The 17,050-nt window shown below is 71.3% G+C and carries 19 protein-coding genes; 5 read left to right on the forward strand and 14 right to left on the reverse strand.

What is annotated here, in order from left to right; all coding sequences use genetic code 11:
- Window positions 1–392 precede the first annotated feature (392 nt).
- The 14 genes from VGB24_RS15125 to VGB24_RS15190 form a co-directional block, all read right to left on the reverse strand.
- Window positions 393–1,031, reverse strand: a complete 639-nt coding sequence (locus VGB24_RS15125) for a hypothetical protein (protein ID WP_331073787.1) — start codon at window positions 1,029–1,031, stop codon at window positions 393–395.
- Window positions 1,028–1,591: a hypothetical protein gene (locus VGB24_RS15130; RefSeq protein WP_331073788.1), complete on the reverse strand. Its 564-nt coding sequence runs from the start codon at window positions 1,589–1,591 to the stop codon at window positions 1,028–1,030. The genes VGB24_RS15125 and VGB24_RS15130 overlap by 4 nt, the downstream gene beginning before the upstream one ends.
- Window positions 1,592–1,641: 50 nt before the next feature.
- On the reverse strand, window positions 1,642–2,463 hold the full coding sequence (locus tag VGB24_RS15135) for a PHP domain-containing protein (protein WP_331073789.1): 822 nt from the start codon (window positions 2,461–2,463) through the stop codon (window positions 1,642–1,644).
- 60 nt (window positions 2,464–2,523) lie between these two features.
- Window positions 2,524–3,120 carry a hypothetical protein gene (locus VGB24_RS15140; protein ID WP_331073790.1) on the reverse strand — a complete coding sequence of 199 codons (597 nt, stop codon included), beginning with the start codon at window positions 3,118–3,120 and terminating at the stop codon, window positions 2,524–2,526.
- A gap of 1,102 nt (window positions 3,121–4,222) precedes the next feature.
- The gene (locus VGB24_RS15145; RefSeq protein ID WP_331073791.1) at window positions 4,223–4,513 is read right to left on the reverse strand and encodes a F0F1 ATP synthase subunit epsilon; all 291 of its coding nucleotides are present in this window, start codon (window positions 4,511–4,513) and stop codon (window positions 4,223–4,225) included.
- Window positions 4,513–5,994: a F0F1 ATP synthase subunit beta gene (gene atpD / locus VGB24_RS15150; RefSeq protein ID WP_331021858.1), complete on the reverse strand. Its 1,482-nt coding sequence runs from the start codon at window positions 5,992–5,994 to the stop codon at window positions 4,513–4,515. The genes VGB24_RS15145 and atpD overlap by 1 nt, the downstream gene beginning before the upstream one ends.
- A gap of 34 nt (window positions 5,995–6,028) precedes the next feature.
- Window positions 6,029–6,892, reverse strand: a complete 864-nt coding sequence (gene atpG / locus VGB24_RS15155) for an ATP synthase F1 subunit gamma (RefSeq protein ID WP_331073792.1) — start codon at window positions 6,890–6,892, stop codon at window positions 6,029–6,031.
- A gap of 86 nt (window positions 6,893–6,978) precedes the next feature.
- Window positions 6,979–8,676 (reverse strand): F0F1 ATP synthase subunit alpha, encoded by a 1,698-nt coding sequence (gene atpA / locus VGB24_RS15160; RefSeq protein WP_331073793.1) that lies wholly within the window; start codon window positions 8,674–8,676, stop codon window positions 6,979–6,981.
- A gap of 122 nt (window positions 8,677–8,798) precedes the next feature.
- Window positions 8,799–9,380 carry an ATP synthase F1 subunit delta gene (atpH, locus tag VGB24_RS15165; RefSeq protein ID WP_331073794.1) on the reverse strand — a complete coding sequence of 194 codons (582 nt, stop codon included), beginning with the start codon at window positions 9,378–9,380 and terminating at the stop codon, window positions 8,799–8,801.
- Window positions 9,381–9,383: 3 nt separating this feature from the next.
- On the reverse strand, window positions 9,384–9,956 hold the full coding sequence (gene atpF / locus VGB24_RS15170) for a F0F1 ATP synthase subunit B (protein ID WP_331073795.1): 573 nt from the start codon (window positions 9,954–9,956) through the stop codon (window positions 9,384–9,386).
- 81 nt (window positions 9,957–10,037) lie between these two features.
- Window positions 10,038–10,295 carry an ATP synthase F0 subunit C gene (locus tag VGB24_RS15175; protein WP_331021853.1) on the reverse strand — a complete coding sequence of 86 codons (258 nt, stop codon included), beginning with the start codon at window positions 10,293–10,295 and terminating at the stop codon, window positions 10,038–10,040.
- A 251-nt stretch (window positions 10,296–10,546) separates the two neighbouring features.
- Window positions 10,547–11,563: a F0F1 ATP synthase subunit A gene (gene atpB, locus VGB24_RS15180; protein WP_331073796.1), complete on the reverse strand. Its 1,017-nt coding sequence runs from the start codon at window positions 11,561–11,563 to the stop codon at window positions 10,547–10,549.
- Window positions 11,560–11,931 carry a hypothetical protein gene (locus tag VGB24_RS15185; protein WP_331021851.1) on the reverse strand — a complete coding sequence of 124 codons (372 nt, stop codon included), beginning with the start codon at window positions 11,929–11,931 and terminating at the stop codon, window positions 11,560–11,562. Before VGB24_RS15185 ends, atpB begins: the two co-directional genes overlap by 4 nt.
- The gene (locus tag VGB24_RS15190) at window positions 11,928–12,176 is read right to left on the reverse strand and encodes an AtpZ/AtpI family protein (protein ID WP_331073797.1); all 249 of its coding nucleotides are present in this window, start codon (window positions 12,174–12,176) and stop codon (window positions 11,928–11,930) included. Before VGB24_RS15190 ends, VGB24_RS15185 begins: the two co-directional genes overlap by 4 nt.
- Before the next feature lie 240 nt (window positions 12,177–12,416).
- Here VGB24_RS15190 and VGB24_RS15195 point away from each other — a divergent pair, with 240 nt between their 5' ends.
- The 5 genes from VGB24_RS15195 to thiO are packed head-to-tail and all read left to right on the forward strand — an operon-like array spanning window position 12,417 to window position 16,726.
- Window positions 12,417–12,860 (forward strand): BsuPI-related putative proteinase inhibitor, encoded by a 444-nt coding sequence (locus VGB24_RS15195; RefSeq protein WP_331073798.1) that lies wholly within the window; start codon window positions 12,417–12,419, stop codon window positions 12,858–12,860.
- Window positions 12,857–13,888 (forward strand): threonine ammonia-lyase, encoded by a 1,032-nt coding sequence (locus VGB24_RS15200; RefSeq protein WP_331073799.1) that lies wholly within the window; start codon window positions 12,857–12,859, stop codon window positions 13,886–13,888. Before VGB24_RS15195 ends, VGB24_RS15200 begins: the two co-directional genes overlap by 4 nt.
- The gene (locus VGB24_RS15205; RefSeq protein WP_331073800.1) at window positions 13,888–14,451 is read left to right on the forward strand and encodes a gamma carbonic anhydrase family protein; all 564 of its coding nucleotides are present in this window, start codon (window positions 13,888–13,890) and stop codon (window positions 14,449–14,451) included. The genes VGB24_RS15200 and VGB24_RS15205 overlap by 1 nt, the downstream gene beginning before the upstream one ends.
- Window positions 14,448–15,605: a M42 family metallopeptidase gene (locus tag VGB24_RS15210; protein WP_331073801.1), complete on the forward strand. Its 1,158-nt coding sequence runs from the start codon at window positions 14,448–14,450 to the stop codon at window positions 15,603–15,605. Before VGB24_RS15205 ends, VGB24_RS15210 begins: the two co-directional genes overlap by 4 nt.
- Window positions 15,602–16,726: a glycine oxidase ThiO gene (thiO, locus tag VGB24_RS15215; protein ID WP_331073802.1), complete on the forward strand. Its 1,125-nt coding sequence runs from the start codon at window positions 15,602–15,604 to the stop codon at window positions 16,724–16,726. Before VGB24_RS15210 ends, thiO begins: the two co-directional genes overlap by 4 nt.
- Window positions 16,727–17,050 lie beyond the last annotated feature (324 nt).

A 17,050-nucleotide genomic window follows, 5' to 3' on the forward strand; every position in this document is an offset into this window, starting at 1 on the left:
CAGCTTATCGCGCCCTTCTTCGCCTGTCCGTGCCAAGGCATCCACCGTGCGCCCTACTTTCGCTTGACCGGATATGCTTGTTTCCCCACCCGCGCCTAAACGGGGAGGGGCTCATCCGGTCCACCGAACCAACACACTTGCTTGGTGCTCTCGAGCTTTAGCTTCGAGCTAAGATCTTCACGATCCGCTCGGCTTCGCTACCCAACCCACTACCCAAGTTTTCAAAAATTCGTGCGCGGCTTTTTCGCCGCGAGCCATCTAACTTACACGCTTTCGTCGCGGTTGTCAACGGGGCCGGTCGCCCGACTTTCGTTCCCGCTTCCCGGCGCCGTTGCCGGCGCCCCTCGCGAAGGGCTCCACGAATAATCTCAAAAGCCCTTCCTGTCAACGGGTTACGATTTGAGGAGCCTGATCTCTTCTCGAACGATCGTTCGGTCCTCCGCCTCGTGAACTTCGTCATCGGGCCAGAGGAGGCGGGTGCCCGCCGCCCAGCAGGCGATGGCGACAAATCCCACCAATTGCCCGATGGGCCGCAGGGGCCGGTAGTCGGCGAACACGCGGCGCACGCCCTCCGCCGCGTCGCCCAGGCCGAAGGCCGTCCCCGGCTGCGGACCGATGCGGCCCCAGAGGACGGGGATCACCGAGAACTTCAGCACCGCCAGCAGCAGGGCCAGGCTGGCGAGGGTAAAGACGAGCCGCCTACGCGAGCCGCCAGAGAACGCACCCCAGGCCGTCACCGCCACGCCGGCGACCACCATCCACTCGATCATCCCCGGCGGGGGAAGGAGCAGCTCCAGCACCTGGGCGCTCGCCAGCGTTCCGTAGGCGACGGCGATCCATCCGACGGCGTCCTCCGGTGCGTGCCAGCCGCGGCGGAAGACGAGGAGGTACGAAAGCAGGAGGGCGAATACCCCTTCCACCATGCCGAAGGCGCGGTACTCCACGCCCTCTGGGACGAGGGCCACGCCCGCCAGCGCCACGGAGGCGAGAAAGGCGAGGGACGCGGCGACCGCGCGCTGTGCGATCGTCATCGGCGGGGGAGCCATTCCAGGGGACCCGTGCGAAGCTGCCGCTCGATCCGCGCGATCAGCTCGTCCGCGCGCTGTCGTGTCGTGGGCGAGACTGGGGCTGCGCGGACACGCTGGGCGATGGCGAGCGCATCGTTAAGCATCTGGTCGTTGTCTCCCCGGTACCAGGGCGTGGCGCCACCCGCCAGCATCAGCCCCGCGCGGTCCACCGCGATCCCCGCCCAGAACTCCGTCGCCTCGGCCACGCGCGCCGTGTCGTCGGCCGCGCGGTTGCGCGCCTCCAGCGCTTCCTCCTCCGCTTCGGCGTAGCGAGCGATGGCGGCTGCGGTGTCCCCCGCAGCGGCGGCGTCCAGCGCAGCCTTCACCCGCTCCCGCGCCCGGGAGATGCGCGGGGTATAGGCGTCGGGGGCGAGAGCGACCCAGGCGCGCCCGCCCACCTCGGCGGCGGACTGCGGCTTTCCGCTGTAGAGGTGGACGACGAGCACGGTGAGGACGGCCAGGAGAACGAGGCCGGGGATCACCCCCGGGTCGCGGAGGCCTCGGGACGGGCGTGGATCGGGCACGGCGCTGCGCGGGCCGGGGTTCGGCGGCCCGGACGGGCCGCCGGTGAGGATCAATCGTGCGGAACGGCGTCCAGCAATCCGCGGACCTCTTCGGCGTCGATGTAGAAGTCGCCCAGCCGGTTGCGGTGCGGCCCGTGCCAGTCCGACCCGCCCGTGGCCCACAGCCCCAGCTCGCGTGCCACGGCGCGGTAGCGCTTGGCGTCGTTGGCCGGCGTGTTGGGGCGGAAGCACTCGATGCCCGCCAGGCCGTACTCCGCGAAGTTGTGGATCTCGCGCTCGAAGATCACCGGGTCGGGGTGCGCCCAGACGGCGTATCCCCCGGAGGCGCGGATCATTTCGATGGCGTCGCGGACGGGCGGCAGCAGCGTCATCACGAACGCGGATCCCGCGTCGCCCAGGTAGCGGTCGAACGCCTCGTGCATGGACCTCACCGCGCCGCGCGCCACCAGCGCGCGCGCCACGTGCGGCCGTCCGATGGCGCGCGCATCCGTCCCGGCGGCGCGCATCACGTCCTCGTAATCCACCGTGACGCCCATCCCCTGCAGCCGGCGCACCATCTCGCGGGCGCGCTCCTGCCTGCGCCCCAGCGCGCCGTGCTCGTGCGCCAGGAGGGGCGCGGCGTCGGGCGCAACGTGGTAGCCCAGGATGTGGATTTCGTCCTCGCCCTGGCGGCTGCTCACCTCCACACCCGTCACCACGCGAACGGGTCCGCCCCGCGCCGCCTCCAGCGCCTCGGCCAGCCCGCCGATGGTGTCGTGGTCGGTGATGGCGATGACGTCCAGCCGCGCGGCGGCCGCCGCCTGCACCACCTCGGCGGGGGACAGCTCGCCGTCGGAGGCGCGGGTGTGGATGTGAAGGTCGGCTCGCTTCATGGGTTCCGGATACGGGGAGCGCGCCGCCCGGCGGACGGCGCGCGATGACCGGCGCGAGTGCTACTGGCGGAAGGCCACGCCCAGGCCCCAGTTGGCGCCGTCGCCCAGGTTGGCGCCCAGGCGCAGCGACACGCCCGAGGCGAAGTCCAGGTCCAGCCCCACGTCGGCCAGCACGTCGATGTTGAAGTCGTTCTCGCCGGCTGTGTCGTCGTCCACGAACCCGTTGGCGATGGCGAGCCGCGGGTGAATGTAGGGCGTGATGGTCATGCCCGGGACCGGCAGAGCCTGGCCTGCGGTGAAGCCCACCTGCCCGCCGATGTAGGTTGCGTCGCCCACGACCGCCTGCCCGCCGACGGTGAACGCCAGGCCGATGGGCGCGCCCGCCAGCACCACGGGATTACGCATGTCCAGGCCGACGGTGAGCGAGCCGTCGCCCGAGTCCACGTATCCCGCGTGAAGACCCACGTTGGAGCCGCCGCGCGACTCGCGGCGCCAGATCCCCTCCACGCCCAGCCCGCCGCCCCAGTCGCTCACGTACGCGCCGAAGTCGTTGGACGGGACGGGCGAAAGGAAGGTGGGCGTGAACACCTGCGCTTCTGCCCGGGCGGCGAACGCGGCGGTCAGGGCCAGGGAGGCGGCAATCAGCTTGTGCTTCATCGGTCGAGTTCTGGTTCTGGTCGGCGGACAACGCTACGATGCCCGCTGGATTGTAGGCCAGCGGGCGTCGTGGGTTCCCGGGCGGGGTTCAAGTTCCGGACCAGACAGGTGTTTGCTGCGTCTTCCTCGCTCGCGCGGGCGGCCGATACGAGGGCGCGCGGCCTGGGCTCCGCAGGGGCCCTCACCCGGCCGCGCTGACACGCGTGCCCCCCTCTCCCACAAACAGCGTGGGCGAGGGGGTACACTTCAGATAAGCGCGCATCCAAGTCATTGCCGCGCCACAACCTGTCATCCGGAGGCCCAAGCGCGCCGGCCCTACCCGCAGCACACCCTGCGCGGGCCGAAGGATCTAGCCGCGGCCACGTACAAGCCAGGGCGCGGCAGCGGTCACGAAAGCCGAGGCCTCCCAAGAGCGGGTGAACCCGCCGCTGGGAAAGCGGAAAGCCCCGACTCGGGCCGCTGGCGCGTCGCGATCGGGGCCTCACCCGCACGCACTCCACACCTGCCGGAGCACAATCGAATTCTCCCCTCTCCCGCTTGCGGGAGAGGTGCCGGGGGAGAGGGCAGCCGAGCCATGCACGGCGGCAATTCGAGACGCCACGACCGCCACCCGGGGCCCGCACCCAACCCATCGGATTCACGCCAAAGCCTGGTGTGTACCCCCTCTCCCACGCTGTTTGTGGGAGAGGGTGGACGAGCCTAAGCGAGGACGGGTGAGGGCCCCACGGCAGCCGAGGCCTCGGCTGCCGTGACCGCTGCCGCGCCCGGGCTTTTTTCCCTTCCGCCGCTAGATCCTTCGGCCCGCGAAGTCGGTACTACGGGCCAATTCGGTGCGCCTGGGCCTCAGGATGACAGGCTTGCGAGCGTGGTCTGGGACCGCGCGCCGGACTGGCTCCCTTCCCCCGCGCAGTTTGCGGGGGAAGGGCTGGGGATGGGGGGCGGCCGCGGATGCGCCAAACCCACTCGAACCCCCACCGAAGTTCCCCCCTCTCCCCACAGCAGTATCGTGCGGGGCGGGGCCGGGGGAGGGGCCCCAGACGAAAACCGGCCCCCGCTGCCCGAAAGCAGCGGAGGCCGGTTCCATCCATCCCGACGGACGATCTCAGGCGGGCGTTGCGCGCTCGCTGAGGACCGTCACCTCGTCGTCGGCCACCTGCAGGAACCCGCCAGCCACCATGAACCGGCGCTCGTCGCCGCCGGTGGTCACGCGCAGCTCGCCCTCACCCAGCAGCGCCATCAGCGGGGCGTGGCCGCGCAGGATGCCCAGCTTGCCGTTGAAGGCCGGCGCGATCACCGAGTCGGCCGTGCCCTGGAACACCGTCTGCTCGGGCGAGAGCACGGTGACGCGCAGCGCCGCCGCGCCCGTGCCCGCAGCCGCCGAGGGGGCCGCCATCAGCCGCCCGCCTCGAGCTTGCGGGCCTTTTCGATCACACCCTCGATGCCGCCCACCATGTAGAAGGCCTGCTCGGGAAGGTGGTCGAACTCGCCGTTCACCACGCGCTCGAACGACTCGATGGTGTCCTCGAGCTTCACGTACGCGCCCGGCGTGCCCGTGAACTGCTCGGCCACGTGGAAGGGCTGCGAAAGGAAGCGCTGGATGCGGCGGGCGCGGCCCACCGTCACCTTGTCCTCTTCCGACAGCTCGTCCATGCCCAGGATGGCGATGATCTCCTGCAGCTCCTTGTAGCGCTGCAGGATGCGCTGCACGCTCGTGGCCACGGCGTAGTGCCGCTGCCCGATGTACTGCGGGTCCACGATGCGCGACGTGGAGTCGAGCGGGTCCACCGCGGGGTAGATGCCGATCTCCGTGAGCGCGCGGCTGAGCACCGTCGTCGCGTCCAGGTGCGCGAAGGCCGTCGCGGGCGCCGGGTCCGTCAGGTCGTCGGCCGGCACGTAGATGGCCTGCACCGAGGTGATGGAGCCGTCGCGCGTGGAGGTGATGCGCTCCTGCAGGCCGCCCATCTCGGTGGCCAGCGTGGGCTGGTAGCCCACGGCCGAGGGCATGCGGCCCAGCAGCGCCGACACCTCGGAGCCCGCCTGCGTGAAGCGGAAGATGTTGTCGACGAAGAAGAGCACGTCCTGCTTTTCCATGTCGCGGAAGTACTCCGCCACCGTCAGCCCGGCCAGGGCCACGCGAAGGCGCGCGCCGGGCGGCTCGTTCATCTGGCCGTACACCAGCGCCACCGAGCTCTCGGCCAGGTTGTCGTCCTTGATCAGCTCCGCCTCGCGGAACTCCAGCCACAGGTCGGTGCCCTCGCGGGTGCGCTCGCCCACGCCGGCGAACACCGAGCGGCCGCCGTGCCCCATGGCGATGTTGTGGATGAGCTCCTGGATGACCACCGTCTTGCCCACGCCGGCGCCGCCGAAGAGGCCGATCTTGCCGCCCTTCACGTACGGGGTGAGCAGGTCCACCACCTTGATGCCCGTCTCGAGCACCTCGGTCTTGGCCTCGAGGTTCACGAACAGCGGGGCATTGCGGTGGATGGGCCAGCGCTCGGCCGAGGCCGGGATCTCGCCGCGCTCGTCCACCGGCTCGCCCAGCACGTTCATGATGCGGCCCAGGGCGTTGGTGCCCACGGGGATGCTGATGCTGCCCCCGGTGTCGACCACGTCCATGCCGCGGACCACGCCGTCCGTGGCTTCCATGGCCACGGCGCGCACCTGGTTGCGCCCGATGTGCTGCTGCACCTCGAGGGTGATGTTCACCGCGGCGCGGCCGTCCGCCGCCGGGGCGCGGACCACCAGGGCGTTGTAGATCTCGGGAAGGTGGCCCGAGAACTCGGCGTCGATGACGGGGCCGATGACCTGGACCACGCGGCCCACCTGCTGGGTGGGCGCGGGCACTGTGGCCCGCTCGGGGGCAATCGCTGCCATGTATGCTTTCTCCTCGCTCGTGGGATCTCGCGTGTTATTCCAGCGCCGCCGCACCGCCGACGATCTCGGCGATTTCCTGCGTGATGGCCGCCTGCCGCACGCGGTTGTACGTCCGCGTGAGCGTTTCCAGGATGTCGCCCGCGTTGTCGGTGGCGTTCTTCATGGCCGTGCGGCGCGCGCCGTGCTCGGCGGCGGCCGTTTCCACCAGCGCCCGGTACACGCTGTTGCGCACGTACAGCGGCAGGATGCGCCCCAGGATCTCGTCGCCCGAGGGCTCCAGGATGTAGTCGGCGTCGCCGCCCTGCCCGCCCTCCGGCGGTGCCACCGGCAGCAGCTGCATGGTGGTGGGCGGCGTGCTGAGCGCCGAGTTGAACTTGGCGTACACCACGTACACCGCGTCGAGCTCGCCGGCGATGAACTGCTCCATCAGCCCGTCCACCAGCCGCTGCGCATCCGCTGCGCCCGGGCGGTCGCTGATGTCCGACGCCGCCGTGCGCAGGGTTTCGCCCTGGTAGCGGAAGAAGCCGATGCCCTTCTTCCCCGCCGCGTGAAGCTCCACCTCGGCGCCCTCGGAGCGAAGGCGCGCCAGCAGGCCGCGGGTTTCGCGGATCAGGTTGGCATTGAAGGCGCCCGCCAGGCCGCGGTTGCTGGTCAGCAGCAGCACGGCGGCGCGCCGCACCCGCTCCGGCTGGCGCAGCAGGGGGTAGCGGGCCGCCAGCTCCGGCGTCAGCAGCCGGCCGATGACCCCCGCCAGCCGCTCGGCGTAGGGCCGCGCCGCCTCGACGCGGTCCTGCGCGCGCTTCAGCTTGGACGTGGAAACCATCTCCATCGTCCGCGTGATCTTGCGCGTGTTCTGGACCGAGCGGATCCGGCCCTTGAGCTCTCTTGCTTTCGCCATTTTGGTGTCGAAGTGCGTTCGTGCGTGAGTGCGTCAGTGCGCGAGTGGGGATCTACCGCACTCACGCACTCCCGCACTCCCGCACTTCAGTAGCTCTGCCGGGCCGAAACGGCGTTCGCCTCGGGGCGCGACGCCATGCGCAGCTGCTCTTCCGACATGTGCCGGTCGGCGTCCGTTTCCGTGAGGATGGCGCTGTCGGCGTAGTTGTCGGTGCCCACCGGCGAGTGCGGGTCGGCGAACAGCTCGGCGTAGCGCTCCAGCGCCGCCTTCAGCGCCGTCTCGCCGTCCGCCGTCAGCTCGCGCGCCGTGCGGATGCCGTCCAGGATCTGCGGGTGCTGCGTGCGCAGGTACACGTGGAAGTCGCGCTCCCACGCCTTCACCTGCGGCAGGTCGACGTTGTCGAGGTAGCCGTTGGTCAGCGCATAGATGATGGCGACCTGGTTCTCCACCGGCATGGGCTGGTACTGGCCCTGCTTGAGCACCTCGACCGAGCGGGCGCCGCGTGCCAGCTGGCGCTGCGTCACCGCGTCGAGCTCCGAGCCGAAGGCGGCGAACGCCTCCAGCTCGCGGTACTGCGCCAGCTCGCCCTTGAGCTTGCCGGCCACCTTCTTCATGGCCTTGATCTGCGCCGCGCCGCCCACGCGCGACACCGAGATGCCCACGTTCACCGCCGGGCGCACGCCCGAGTAGAACAGGTTGCTTTCCAGGAAGATCTGGCCGTCGGTGATCGAAATCACGTTGGTCGGGATGTACGCCGACACGTCGCCGGCCTGCGTCTCGATGATCGGCAGCGCGGTCAGCGAGCCGCCGCCCTCGGCGTCGCTCAGCTTGGCCGCGCGCTCCAGCAGGCGGCTGTGCAGGTAGAACACGTCGCCGGGGTACGCCTCGCGACCCGGGGGGCGGCGAAGCACCAGCGACATCTGCCGGTACGCCACGGCCTGCTTGGAAAGGTCGTCGTACACGCAGAGGGTGGGCATGCCCTTGCCCTCTTCGTTCTTGGTGTACATGAAGTACTCGGCCAGCGCGGTGCCCGCGTACGGCGCGATGTACTGCATGGGGGCCGGGTCCGACGCCGTGGCCGCCACCACGATGGTGTACTCCATGGCGCCGGCGTTGCTCAGCCGGCTGACCACGCCCGCCACCGTCGAGGCCTTCTGGCCGATGGCGACGTACACGCAGACGACGCCCTGGCCCTTCTGGTTGATGATGGTGTCGATGGCGATGGCCGTCTTGCCCGTGCCGCGGTCGCCGATGATCAGCTCGCGCTGGCCGCGCCCGATGGGGATCAGCGCGTCGATGGCCTTGACGCCCGTCTGCATGGGCTCGCCCACGGGCTTCCGCAGCACGATGCCGGGAGCCACGATGTCTACTTGGCGGCGGGTGACGCCGTGGATGGGGCCCTTGCCGTCGATGGGCTCGCCCAGCGGGTTCACCACGCGGCCCAGGAACTCGGGGCCCACGGGGATGTCGAGCACGCGGCCCGTGCGGCGTGCCTGGTCGCCCTCGTGAAGCTGCGTCCAGTCGCCCAGGATCACCGCGCCGATGTTGTCTTCTTCCAGGTTCAGCGCCAGCGCGGTCACCGATTCGCCCGTCTCCGAGCTGGTGATCTCGAGCATCTCGCTGGCCATGGTGCCCATCAGGCCGTAGACGCGCGCGATGCCGTCCTTCACCTCGAGCACCGAGCCCACCTGCTCCGCCTGGAGCGCGTCCTCGTACTGCTCGATCTCGCCGAGCAGCACGTTCTTGATCTCGCTTGCGCGAAGCTGGGATTCGACCGTCGCCATCGTTGCTATCCTCGTTGAGCGGTCCGGCGCAAAAGCCGGAGCGGCCGTTAAGTCCTTCAGTCGTTTCTTGTTGCGTCCTGTAACCCGAACCCGTCCGTCCGTTCGCCCGCCGGGGGCGCCCGTCAGACGGCGGCCGGCGCCGCGCTGGGCGGCAGCTGGGCCGCCATCATCGCCCGGCGCAGCCGCGCGGCGCTGGACCGCACCGAGCCGTCCAGGATCTCGTCGCCCACCTGCACCACCATGCCGCCCAGCAGCTCGGGGTCCACCGTGAAGGTGGGGATCACCGTGCGGCCCAGGCGGAGCGCCAGCGCGTTGCCGATCTCGGCCTGCAGGGCCTCGTCGGGAAGGTGGCTGATGGCCACCTGCACCCGCACCCGGCCCATGCGCTCGTCCACGAGGCCGCGGAAGGCCTGGGCGATCTCCGGCAGCAGCGTCTGGCGGCGCTTGTCGACCAGCACGCTCACGAAGCGCAGGAACAGCTCGGGGGCGCGGCCGGCCAGCGCCGCGCGCAGCGCCCGCTTCTTTTCGGCGGCCGGCACGCGGGGCGTTTCCAGGAACTGGCGCACGCGCGGGTCCGACTGCACCAGCCCGGCCACCTCGTCGAGCGCCGCCGCGAACTGGTCCATGGCGGCCGCGCCGCCGTTGCGGTCGGCCAGGTCCAGCAGCGTTTCGGCGTAGTTGCGGGCGATCAGCTCGGAGCGCACGGCTCAGGCCTCCGCGCGGGCGCCCACGCCGGCCAGGTACTCGCGCACCAGCCGGCGGTTGTCTTCGGCGTCCAGGGAGCGGCGCACCAGCTTTTCGGCGGCGCGGATGGCCAGGTCCACGGCCTCGCGGCGCACCGACTCCAGCGCACCCTCGCGCTCGGCGGCGATGTCGCGGCGGGCGCGCTCCATCATCTCCTGCTGCTCGCGGCGCGAGGTGGCCAGCACCTCGGCGCGCATGGCCTCGCCCTGCAGGCGGGCCTCGTTGATGGCCTCGTGCGCCTTGGCGCGCGTTTCCTCCAGCAGACGCCGGTTCTCCTCGGCGGCGGCGGCGGCGGCGGCGCGGTCGCGCTCGGCGCCTTCCAGCAGCTCGCGGATGTGGGTCTCGCGCTGCTCCACCGCGCCCAGGATGGAGGGCCACGCGGTGCGCGACAGCACGGCCAGGACGATCCCGAAGATCAGGAAGGTCCAGATGATCAGCGCGACGTTGATGTCCAGCGGTCCGCCGCCCTCGGCGGCGTACAGCGGGGTCGCCTGGAGCAGTGCAAGGCCGGCGAAGGCCCACGGCTTGAGAGTCATGGCGTCTGCGAAGCGTTTCAGTCTGTCGAAATGCAAGGCGGGAGGGGAGGACGGGCCTCCCCTCCACACGGGCTTTCCAGCTTAGCCGAGCGCGTTGCCGACCGTGGTGTTGATCAGCAGGCAGACGATCAGCGCGAAGAAGGTGGCGCCCTCGATCAGCGCCGCCAGGATGATGCCGGCCGTCTGGATGTTGCCGGCGATCTCCGGCTGGCGGGCCATGCCCTCGGTGGCGCCGCGGCCGATGAGGCCGATGCCCAGGCCGGCGCCGATGATGGCGAGGCCGGCACCCAGGCCGGCGCCCATCAGGCCATTCGCGAGCGATCCGATTTCAGCCTGCATGTCAGTATCTCCGTCTCGTGTGTGAGAATCAGTCGGTTCTGGGCCTCTGCTCGGCGGCACGTGCCGCGGCGCCTGATCGGCGCCTCCCCGGGCTGCCCCTGGTCCCGGGTACTGTACGACGGGGGTCGAGCGCTTCCCCGCCGGCGGAGGCTTGCATGGTGCCTCCGCGAACCTCAACGACAGTGCGTTAGTGCGTTAGTGCGTTAGTGCGCGTCGGAGCAGTTCGCTTCCGCACTCACGCACTCCCTGCCTCAGTGCGCGTGTCGCATGAGCCCGATGAACACGCTGCTCAGCACCACGAACACGTAGGCCTGCAGGAACGCCACGAACAGCTCCAGGAACATCAGCGCCGTGGCCATCACGAACGGGCCCGCCATCAGCGCGCCGCCGAACATCAGCGCCATGCTGAACAGCGACAGCAGCACGATGTGGCCCGCCATCATGTTGGCCATCAGACGCACCGACAGCGCGAACGGCTTGGCGAACTTCCCCAGCAGCTCCACCGGTGTCATGATCACGGCCATCACCGGCACCAGCGCCTTGGGCAGCCCGTGCGGAATGAAGACGATGGTCTGCAGGTAGCCCTTGGGCCCCAGCGTAATCATGCCCGTGACTTCGACCACCACGAAGGTGATCAGCGCCAGGCCGATGGTGACGGCGAAGTTGGCCGTGGCCGTGGCGCCGAACGGCAGCAGCCCCAGCAGGTTGCAGAACAGGATGAAGAAGAACAGGGTGATCAGGAACCCGGCGAACTTTTCGCCCCCGTGCCCGATGTTCGGCATCACCACTTCCTGCCGGATGAACAGCGCCGCCGCCTCGATGGCGTTGTGCCGCTTCTTCGCGTGCCCGTGCCCCGCCTGCCGGCGCGCCGCGGCGCGGCCGGCCGGGATGAACACGGCCAGCATGATCAGGCTGGCGAGCACCATGAACACCACGTGGCGCGTGGGCGTCATGTCCAGCGGGCCCACCTGCCAGCTGTGCGCGGCGGGCAGGTGGATCTCGCCGAACGGCTGGAAGTCCAGCGTGTGCCCGTCCTGCACGTGGTGCATGGCGTCGAACTCGCCGTGCCCTCCGGCGGTTTCCCCGTGCTCCCCCTCGGCCGCGGCGTGCCCCGGCCCGTCGCCGGTCGCCGCCTGGTGGACGGCCTGGGCGGCCTGGGGAGGCGTCGCGGACGGTACCTCCGGGCCCTCGATGGTGCCATGGCTCGCCTGTGCGACCGCGGGAGCGGCGGCGAAGAGCAGCGCGAGCAGGGCGGCGTTGAGCTTCATCCTTGCGTCGGGTTCGACGTGCGAGTCTTCAGGAACAGCGGCTCCATGATCGTCGTCAGCCAGAATACGCCAACGAGCGAGAACAGCGTCGCCGCGAGCGGCAGCCCGGCGGCCGGGACGATCACGAACGCCGCGAGGGCGAACATCGCCAGCCGCACCAGCAGCCCAAGCCCGTAGCCGTGCCACGCACGGCCCGGGTACAGCCAGACGAAAAAGGCCCAGAACACCGCCACCTGCACCAGCAGCGCCATGCCGGCCCCGGCCAGCACCCCGTCGCGGTACGCGGGGGCCATCAGCACGCCGGCCACCGCCACGAGGGCGGCGAGCGCGAAGGCGATGGCGGAGTAGCGAAGTCCCAGCCTGGTCACTTTCGATCCATCGTTTCCCGGTCATTCTGCTTCGGCGCCACCACCAGCCGCCGGTACATGGACCAGAAGCCCGCCGTGCCGCCGATGAACGCACCCAGGATCAGCAGCCAGGGCGAGGTATCCAGCCTGCGGTCGGCCCACATCCCCAGGAACAGGAAGAGCGCGACCGACGCGGCGAACCCCAGCCCCACCCCCGCCAGGTCGCCTGCCCCCGGACCCTTCCCATCCCGCGGATTCGCTGGCATCCAGGCCCTTTCGGCTGCTCCCGGGGGGTGTCGTCGGGGCCCAATATAGGAGCTTGTGAAATTTTTCGCAAGCACGGAAGGGCGTGCTTGTGAAATTTTTCCCAAGGGCCGTCCGGCACCTCGAAACGGTTGCTTGACGCCCCTGTCCGGTGGCGTCTAATTTGCCGTCGGGAGCGGGCCGCCGGGCACGTTCTCCCGGCACCCGCCGCGCCGTCCGCGCCTTCACAGTCTCGTATGCCGATGCCCGCCATCCTGCTGATCGCTCTTGCCCTGGCGCTGGCCGCCTGCACCCCGCCGCCGGCAGAGGGCCCCGCGCCGCGCCCCGGCGCCGGGGATGCCGCGTCGCCCCTGATCGCCTCGCTGAGCGTGCAGCCCGGGGCCGACAGCGTACGGTTGACGCTGCAGGTGACCAACGCGGGCACCACGCCGGCGACGCTGTCGTTCAGCTCCGGGCAATCGTACGACTTCGCCGTGCGCAGCGGCGGAACGACCCTGTGGACGTGGTCGGCCGACCGCAGCTTCCTGCAGGCGCTGCGCAGCGAGACCCTGGCCGCGGGCGAGACGCGCGCCTGGTCGGAAAGCTGGACGCCGCCCCGCGGCACCAGCGGACCGCTGACCGCCGTGGCCAGGCTGACCTCCACCAGCCACCCGGTGGAGCGATCGACCGAGTTCCGGCTGCCGTGAGCAGGGCCGCGCGCCCGCGCACGTTCCATTCCGCCGACTTGGCCGACGCGCTGGATTCCGGCGCCGTGTTCCCGTTCCCCTCCGCCGCCGACGTGTTCGCCGCGGCGGCGCGGGTCCGCGGGTTCGTGCGCCGCACGCCGCTGGAGCGCTCGGCGTGGCTGTCCGGAATCGCGGGGACGGACGTTCACCTGAAGCTCGAGAACCTGCAGCGGACGGGATCATTCAAGCTGCGCGGCGCGTACAACGCCATCGCCTCGCTCCCGCCCGAGCGGCGCGCGCGGGGGCTGGTCACCGCCTCGGCCGGCAACCACGGGCAGGGCGTGGCGCTGGCCGCGTCGCTCATCGGCATCCGCCCCGTCGTCTTCGTCCCCGCCGCGGCACCGGAAACCAAGAAGCGGCGCATCGCCCGCTTCGGCGCCGACCTGCGCGAGGTGGAGGGCGGCTGGGACGAGACGGCCGCCGCGGCCGAGGCGCACGCCGCGGCCACGGGCGCCTGGTACGTGCACGCGTTCAGCGACCCGGCCGTGGTGGCGGGTCAGGGCACCGTGGGGCTGGAGATCGTCGAGGACCTGCCCGGGGTGAGGACGATCGTCGTCCCCGTCGGCGGCGGCGGGATGATCGGGGGCGTGGGGGTGTTCGCCCGCGCCGTCGGGGGGATCCGCGTGGTCGGCGTGCAGACGGACGAGACCGCGGGGATGCACGCCTCGCTCGCCGTGGGGTCGCTCGCCTCCCCCGCCTACGGGCCGACCCTCTGCGAGGGGCTTTCGGGCGACGTGGACGAGCGCAGCCTGGCGCTGGCGCGGCAGGTGGTCGACGACCTGGTGCTCGTCTCCGAGGCCTCGGTGCGCCGCGCCGTCCGTGCCCTGTACGTGGAAGAGGGGCTGGTGGCCGAGGGGAGCGCCGCGGTGGCCGCTGCCGCGCTGATGGAGGGCGCGGTCCCCGGCCTGGAGGGACCCGTGGCCCTGGTGCTGACCGGCGGCAACCTCGACGCGCGGCGCCTGGCCGAGATCCTTTCCGACGACCCCTGATGGCCATCATCGTTCCCTTCGCCGGGATCTTTCCGCGCATCCACCCGACGGCCTTCGTCGCCCCCAACGCCACGGTGATCGGCAACGTCACCATCGGCGAGGAGGCCAGCGTGTGGTTCGGCGCGGTGATCCGGGGCGACGAGCCGGAGTTCGAGATCCGGGTGGGCGCGCGCACCAGCGTGCAGGACAACGTGGTGCTCCACGTCAGCCGGCAGGGCCCCACGCTGATCGGCGACGACGTCACCATCGGCCACGGGGCCGTGCTGGAAAGCTGCACGGTGGGGCGCAGCGCGCTGATCGGGATGAACGCCGTGGTGCTGCAGCGGGCCACCGTGGGCGACGAGGCGCTGATCGCGGCGGGCGCCGTGGTTTCCGCGGGCGGAACCATTCCCGCGCGCACGATGGCGGCGGGCTCGCCGGCGGTGGTGAAGAAGGAGCTGGAGGGAGCGTCGCTGCGATGGGTGAGCAGCAGCGCCGCGCATTACGTGGAGCTGTCGCGCGGCTACCTGGCCGCGGGCGTCGGGCGGATGCACGAAGCCGGGGAGACGGGAGAGAGCGGATGAGCGAGTTCAGGGCCCGCGACGAGGAACGGGCGAGCGGCGACCCGGGCGATCCCCGGCCCGCCGCCGCCCGCGCCGGCCGATCCGAAGGGCCGGCGGTGGACCCCGGCGGGAGCGCGGAGCGGATGGAGGCGCTGCTGCGCGACCTCTGCGCGCTTCCGGGGCCCACCGGCCAGGAAGAGGCGGTGACGGCGTGGGTGCGCCGCGAGTGGGAAGGCCGCGGCGAGGTGACGGCGACCCCCGTGGGCAACCTGTTCCTGCGCATTCCCGGCCCCGGCCCGCGCGTGCTGCTGGCGGCCCACGCCGACGAGCTGTCGCTGATCGTGCGCTCGGTGACGGCCGACGGCTTCCTTCACGTGCTGCCGGGCGAGCGCGACACCTTCTCGTCGCCGTACTTCATCGGCCAGCGCTTTCAGCTGCTGGCGGACCACGGCCCCGTCATCGGCATCCTGGCGACGACCACGGGCCACGCCATGACCCCCGAGCAGCGCGAACGCACCCGGATGGGGTGGGACGACCTGTTCGTGGACGTGGGGATGACCGCCGCCGAGGTGGCCGCGGCCGGCATTCACGTCGGGACGCGGATGGTGTGGGACCCGGGCGTCCAGAAGGTAGGCCGGCTCCTGGTGGGGAAGGCGATGGACGACCGGCTGGGCGTGGCCGTGCTGGTGGAGCTTTCGCGCCGGCTGGCGGAACGGGCGCCCCACTTCGACGTGACGTTCGCGCTGACCGTGCAGGAAGAGATCGGGATGATCGGCGCCAGCAGCGTGGCGCGCGACGGGCGGGCGTTCGACATCGGCTTCATCATCGACAACGGGCTCGCCGGCGACATCCCCACGGTACAGGACGAGCACGTTCCCGTGCGCCTGGGCGGGGGCCCGGCGCTGGTGCACCGCGACTCCTCCGTCCACTACTCGCGCCGTCTGATCGCCCGGATGCACGCGCTGGCGCAATCGCACGACATCCCCGTGCAGGACGTGGTTCTCTACCACTACTCGTCCGACGGCGCATACCTGGTGCGGCAGGGGATGGAGACGCTGCTGGTGGCGCCGCCCATCCGCTACTCGCACTCGCCGTTCGAGGCCGTGGACCCGCGCGACGTGGAGCACGCCGTCCGCCTGTTCGAGGCGTTCCTGACGGAGGCCGCGGCGGAGTGAGGGACGCGCGCACCGCCGACGTGGTGATCGTGGGCGGGGGAGTGATCGGGTGCGCCATCGCCCGCCGCGCGGCTCGCGGCGGGCTTTCCGTCGTCGTCGTGGAGCGCGCCACGCCGGGGATGGAGGCGTCGTGGGCCGCCGCGGGAATGCTTTCCCCGCTGGCCGAGGCGACCGGGCCGGGTCCCTTCCTCGACCTGCTGGTGCGTGCCCGCGAGGTGTACCCCGCCTACGCCGCCGCACTGCGCGAGGAAACGGGCGTGGACGTGTGCTACGCGGACGCGGGCACGCTGTTGGTGGCGCTGCGGGAGGGGGACGACGAGGAGCTGTGCGCGCGCTGGCGGTGGCAGTCCGCGGCGGGCCTGTTCGTGGAGCGGCTCTCGGCGCGGGAGGCGCGCGAGGCGGAACCCGCCCTTTCGCCCGCGGTGCGGATGGCCCTTCGCTTTCCGGGCGACCACCAGGTGGACAACCGCGCGCTGGGTCCGGCGCTGTGGTCCGCCGCGTCTCGCGCGGGCGCCCAGTTTCGGCTGGGCTCCCAGGCCGTGCGGCTGCTGCGGGCGGGCGATCGTGCCGCGGGGGTGGAGCTGGCCGGCGGCGAGCGCATCCACGCGGGTGCCGTCGTTCTGGCGGGCGGCGCCTGGGCGGGGATGATGGAGGGGCTTCCCCGGCCCGTGCCGGTGGAGCCGGTGCACGGGCAATTGCTGGCGCTGGAGGCGGTGCCCCCCATGTTCCGCCACGTGGTGGACTCGCCGCGCTGCTACCTGGTCCCACGTGCCGCGGGACGGGTGATCGCGGGGGCGACGGTGGAGAGCACCGGGTTTCGCAAGGCGGTGACGCCCTGGGGCGTGCGCCGGCTGATCGACGGCGCGGTGGAGATCGCCCCCGCGCTGGAGCACGCGCCGCTCGCGGAGACATGGTCCGGCCTGCGCCCCGGCACGCCCGACGGGTTTCCCATCCTCGGGACCGATCCGGATGTCGCGGGCCTGGTGTACGCGACCGGCCACTTCCGGAACGGCATCCTGCTGGCTCCGCTGACGGGGGAGATGGTCGGTGGACTCTTGTGTGGGGAGCCGTGGGGGGTGGAGATGGAGCCGTTCGGGATCGAAAGATTCAGCCTGGAATGACGGCGGCCTGCCGGGGCCCTGGCCTCCTCGGGCGATCGAATTCGCTGCAACGACTACACGAAGTTCGCCTTCGCGGACTGGTGTGCCCGGGGGCTGTCCGCGGCTCTGGTGCGCGCTCCGGGAGCGGATGAAATCCGCCGCAGCGACGGCGGAAAGCCTCACGAACGCGTGAGGCCTCAAACCGACACGGAGATCGATCCTGGGCGCGCCATCTGGCTCCCTCTACACGGGGGCAGGCCAGTCCACGCAGGTGGACTTCGTGTGTTCGTTGCAGCGGCTTCAGTCGCCCGGGGCGGCAACCGCCACTCCGCAGCCCGCCTTGGC

The organism is Longimicrobium sp., assembly GCF_036399935.1.
Taxonomy (GTDB): domain Bacteria; phylum Gemmatimonadota; class Gemmatimonadetes; order Longimicrobiales; family Longimicrobiaceae; genus Longimicrobium.

Excerpts from the sequence above, each read along its gene's own strand:
- VGB24_RS15125 (WP_331073787.1), bottom strand. The coding sequence starts at position 1,031 with ATGACGATCGCACAGCGCGCGGTCGCCGCGTCCCTCGCCTTTCTCGCC.
- VGB24_RS15135 (WP_331073789.1), bottom strand. The coding sequence starts at position 2,463 with ATGAAGCGAGCCGACCTTCACATCCACACCCGCGCCTCCGACGGCGAG.
- VGB24_RS15140 (WP_331073790.1), bottom strand. The coding sequence starts at position 3,120 with ATGAAGCACAAGCTGATTGCCGCCTCCCTGGCCCTGACCGCCGCGTTC.
- VGB24_RS15145 (WP_331073791.1), bottom strand. The coding sequence starts at position 4,513 with ATGGCGGCCCCCTCGGCGGCTGCGGGCACGGGCGCGGCGGCGCTGCGC.
- atpD (WP_331021858.1), bottom strand. The coding sequence starts at position 5,994 with ATGGCAGCGATTGCCCCCGAGCGGGCCACAGTGCCCGCGCCCACCCAG.
- atpG (WP_331073792.1), bottom strand. The coding sequence starts at position 6,892 with ATGGCGAAAGCAAGAGAGCTCAAGGGCCGGATCCGCTCGGTCCAGAAC.
- atpA (WP_331073793.1), bottom strand. The coding sequence starts at position 8,676 with ATGGCGACGGTCGAATCCCAGCTTCGCGCAAGCGAGATCAAGAACGTG.
- atpF (WP_331073795.1), bottom strand. The coding sequence starts at position 9,956 with ATGACTCTCAAGCCGTGGGCCTTCGCCGGCCTTGCACTGCTCCAGGCG.
- VGB24_RS15175 (WP_331021853.1), bottom strand. The coding sequence starts at position 10,295 with ATGCAGGCTGAAATCGGATCGCTCGCGAATGGCCTGATGGGCGCCGGC.
- atpB (WP_331073796.1), bottom strand. The coding sequence starts at position 11,563 with ATGAAGCTCAACGCCGCCCTGCTCGCGCTGCTCTTCGCCGCCGCTCCC.
- VGB24_RS15190 (WP_331073797.1), bottom strand. The coding sequence starts at position 12,176 with ATGCCAGCGAATCCGCGGGATGGGAAGGGTCCGGGGGCAGGCGACCTG.
- VGB24_RS15195 (WP_331073798.1), top strand. The coding sequence starts at position 12,417 with ATGCCCGCCATCCTGCTGATCGCTCTTGCCCTGGCGCTGGCCGCCTGC.
- VGB24_RS15205 (WP_331073800.1), top strand. The coding sequence starts at position 13,888 with ATGGCCATCATCGTTCCCTTCGCCGGGATCTTTCCGCGCATCCACCCG.
- VGB24_RS15210 (WP_331073801.1), top strand. The coding sequence starts at position 14,448 with ATGAGCGAGTTCAGGGCCCGCGACGAGGAACGGGCGAGCGGCGACCCG.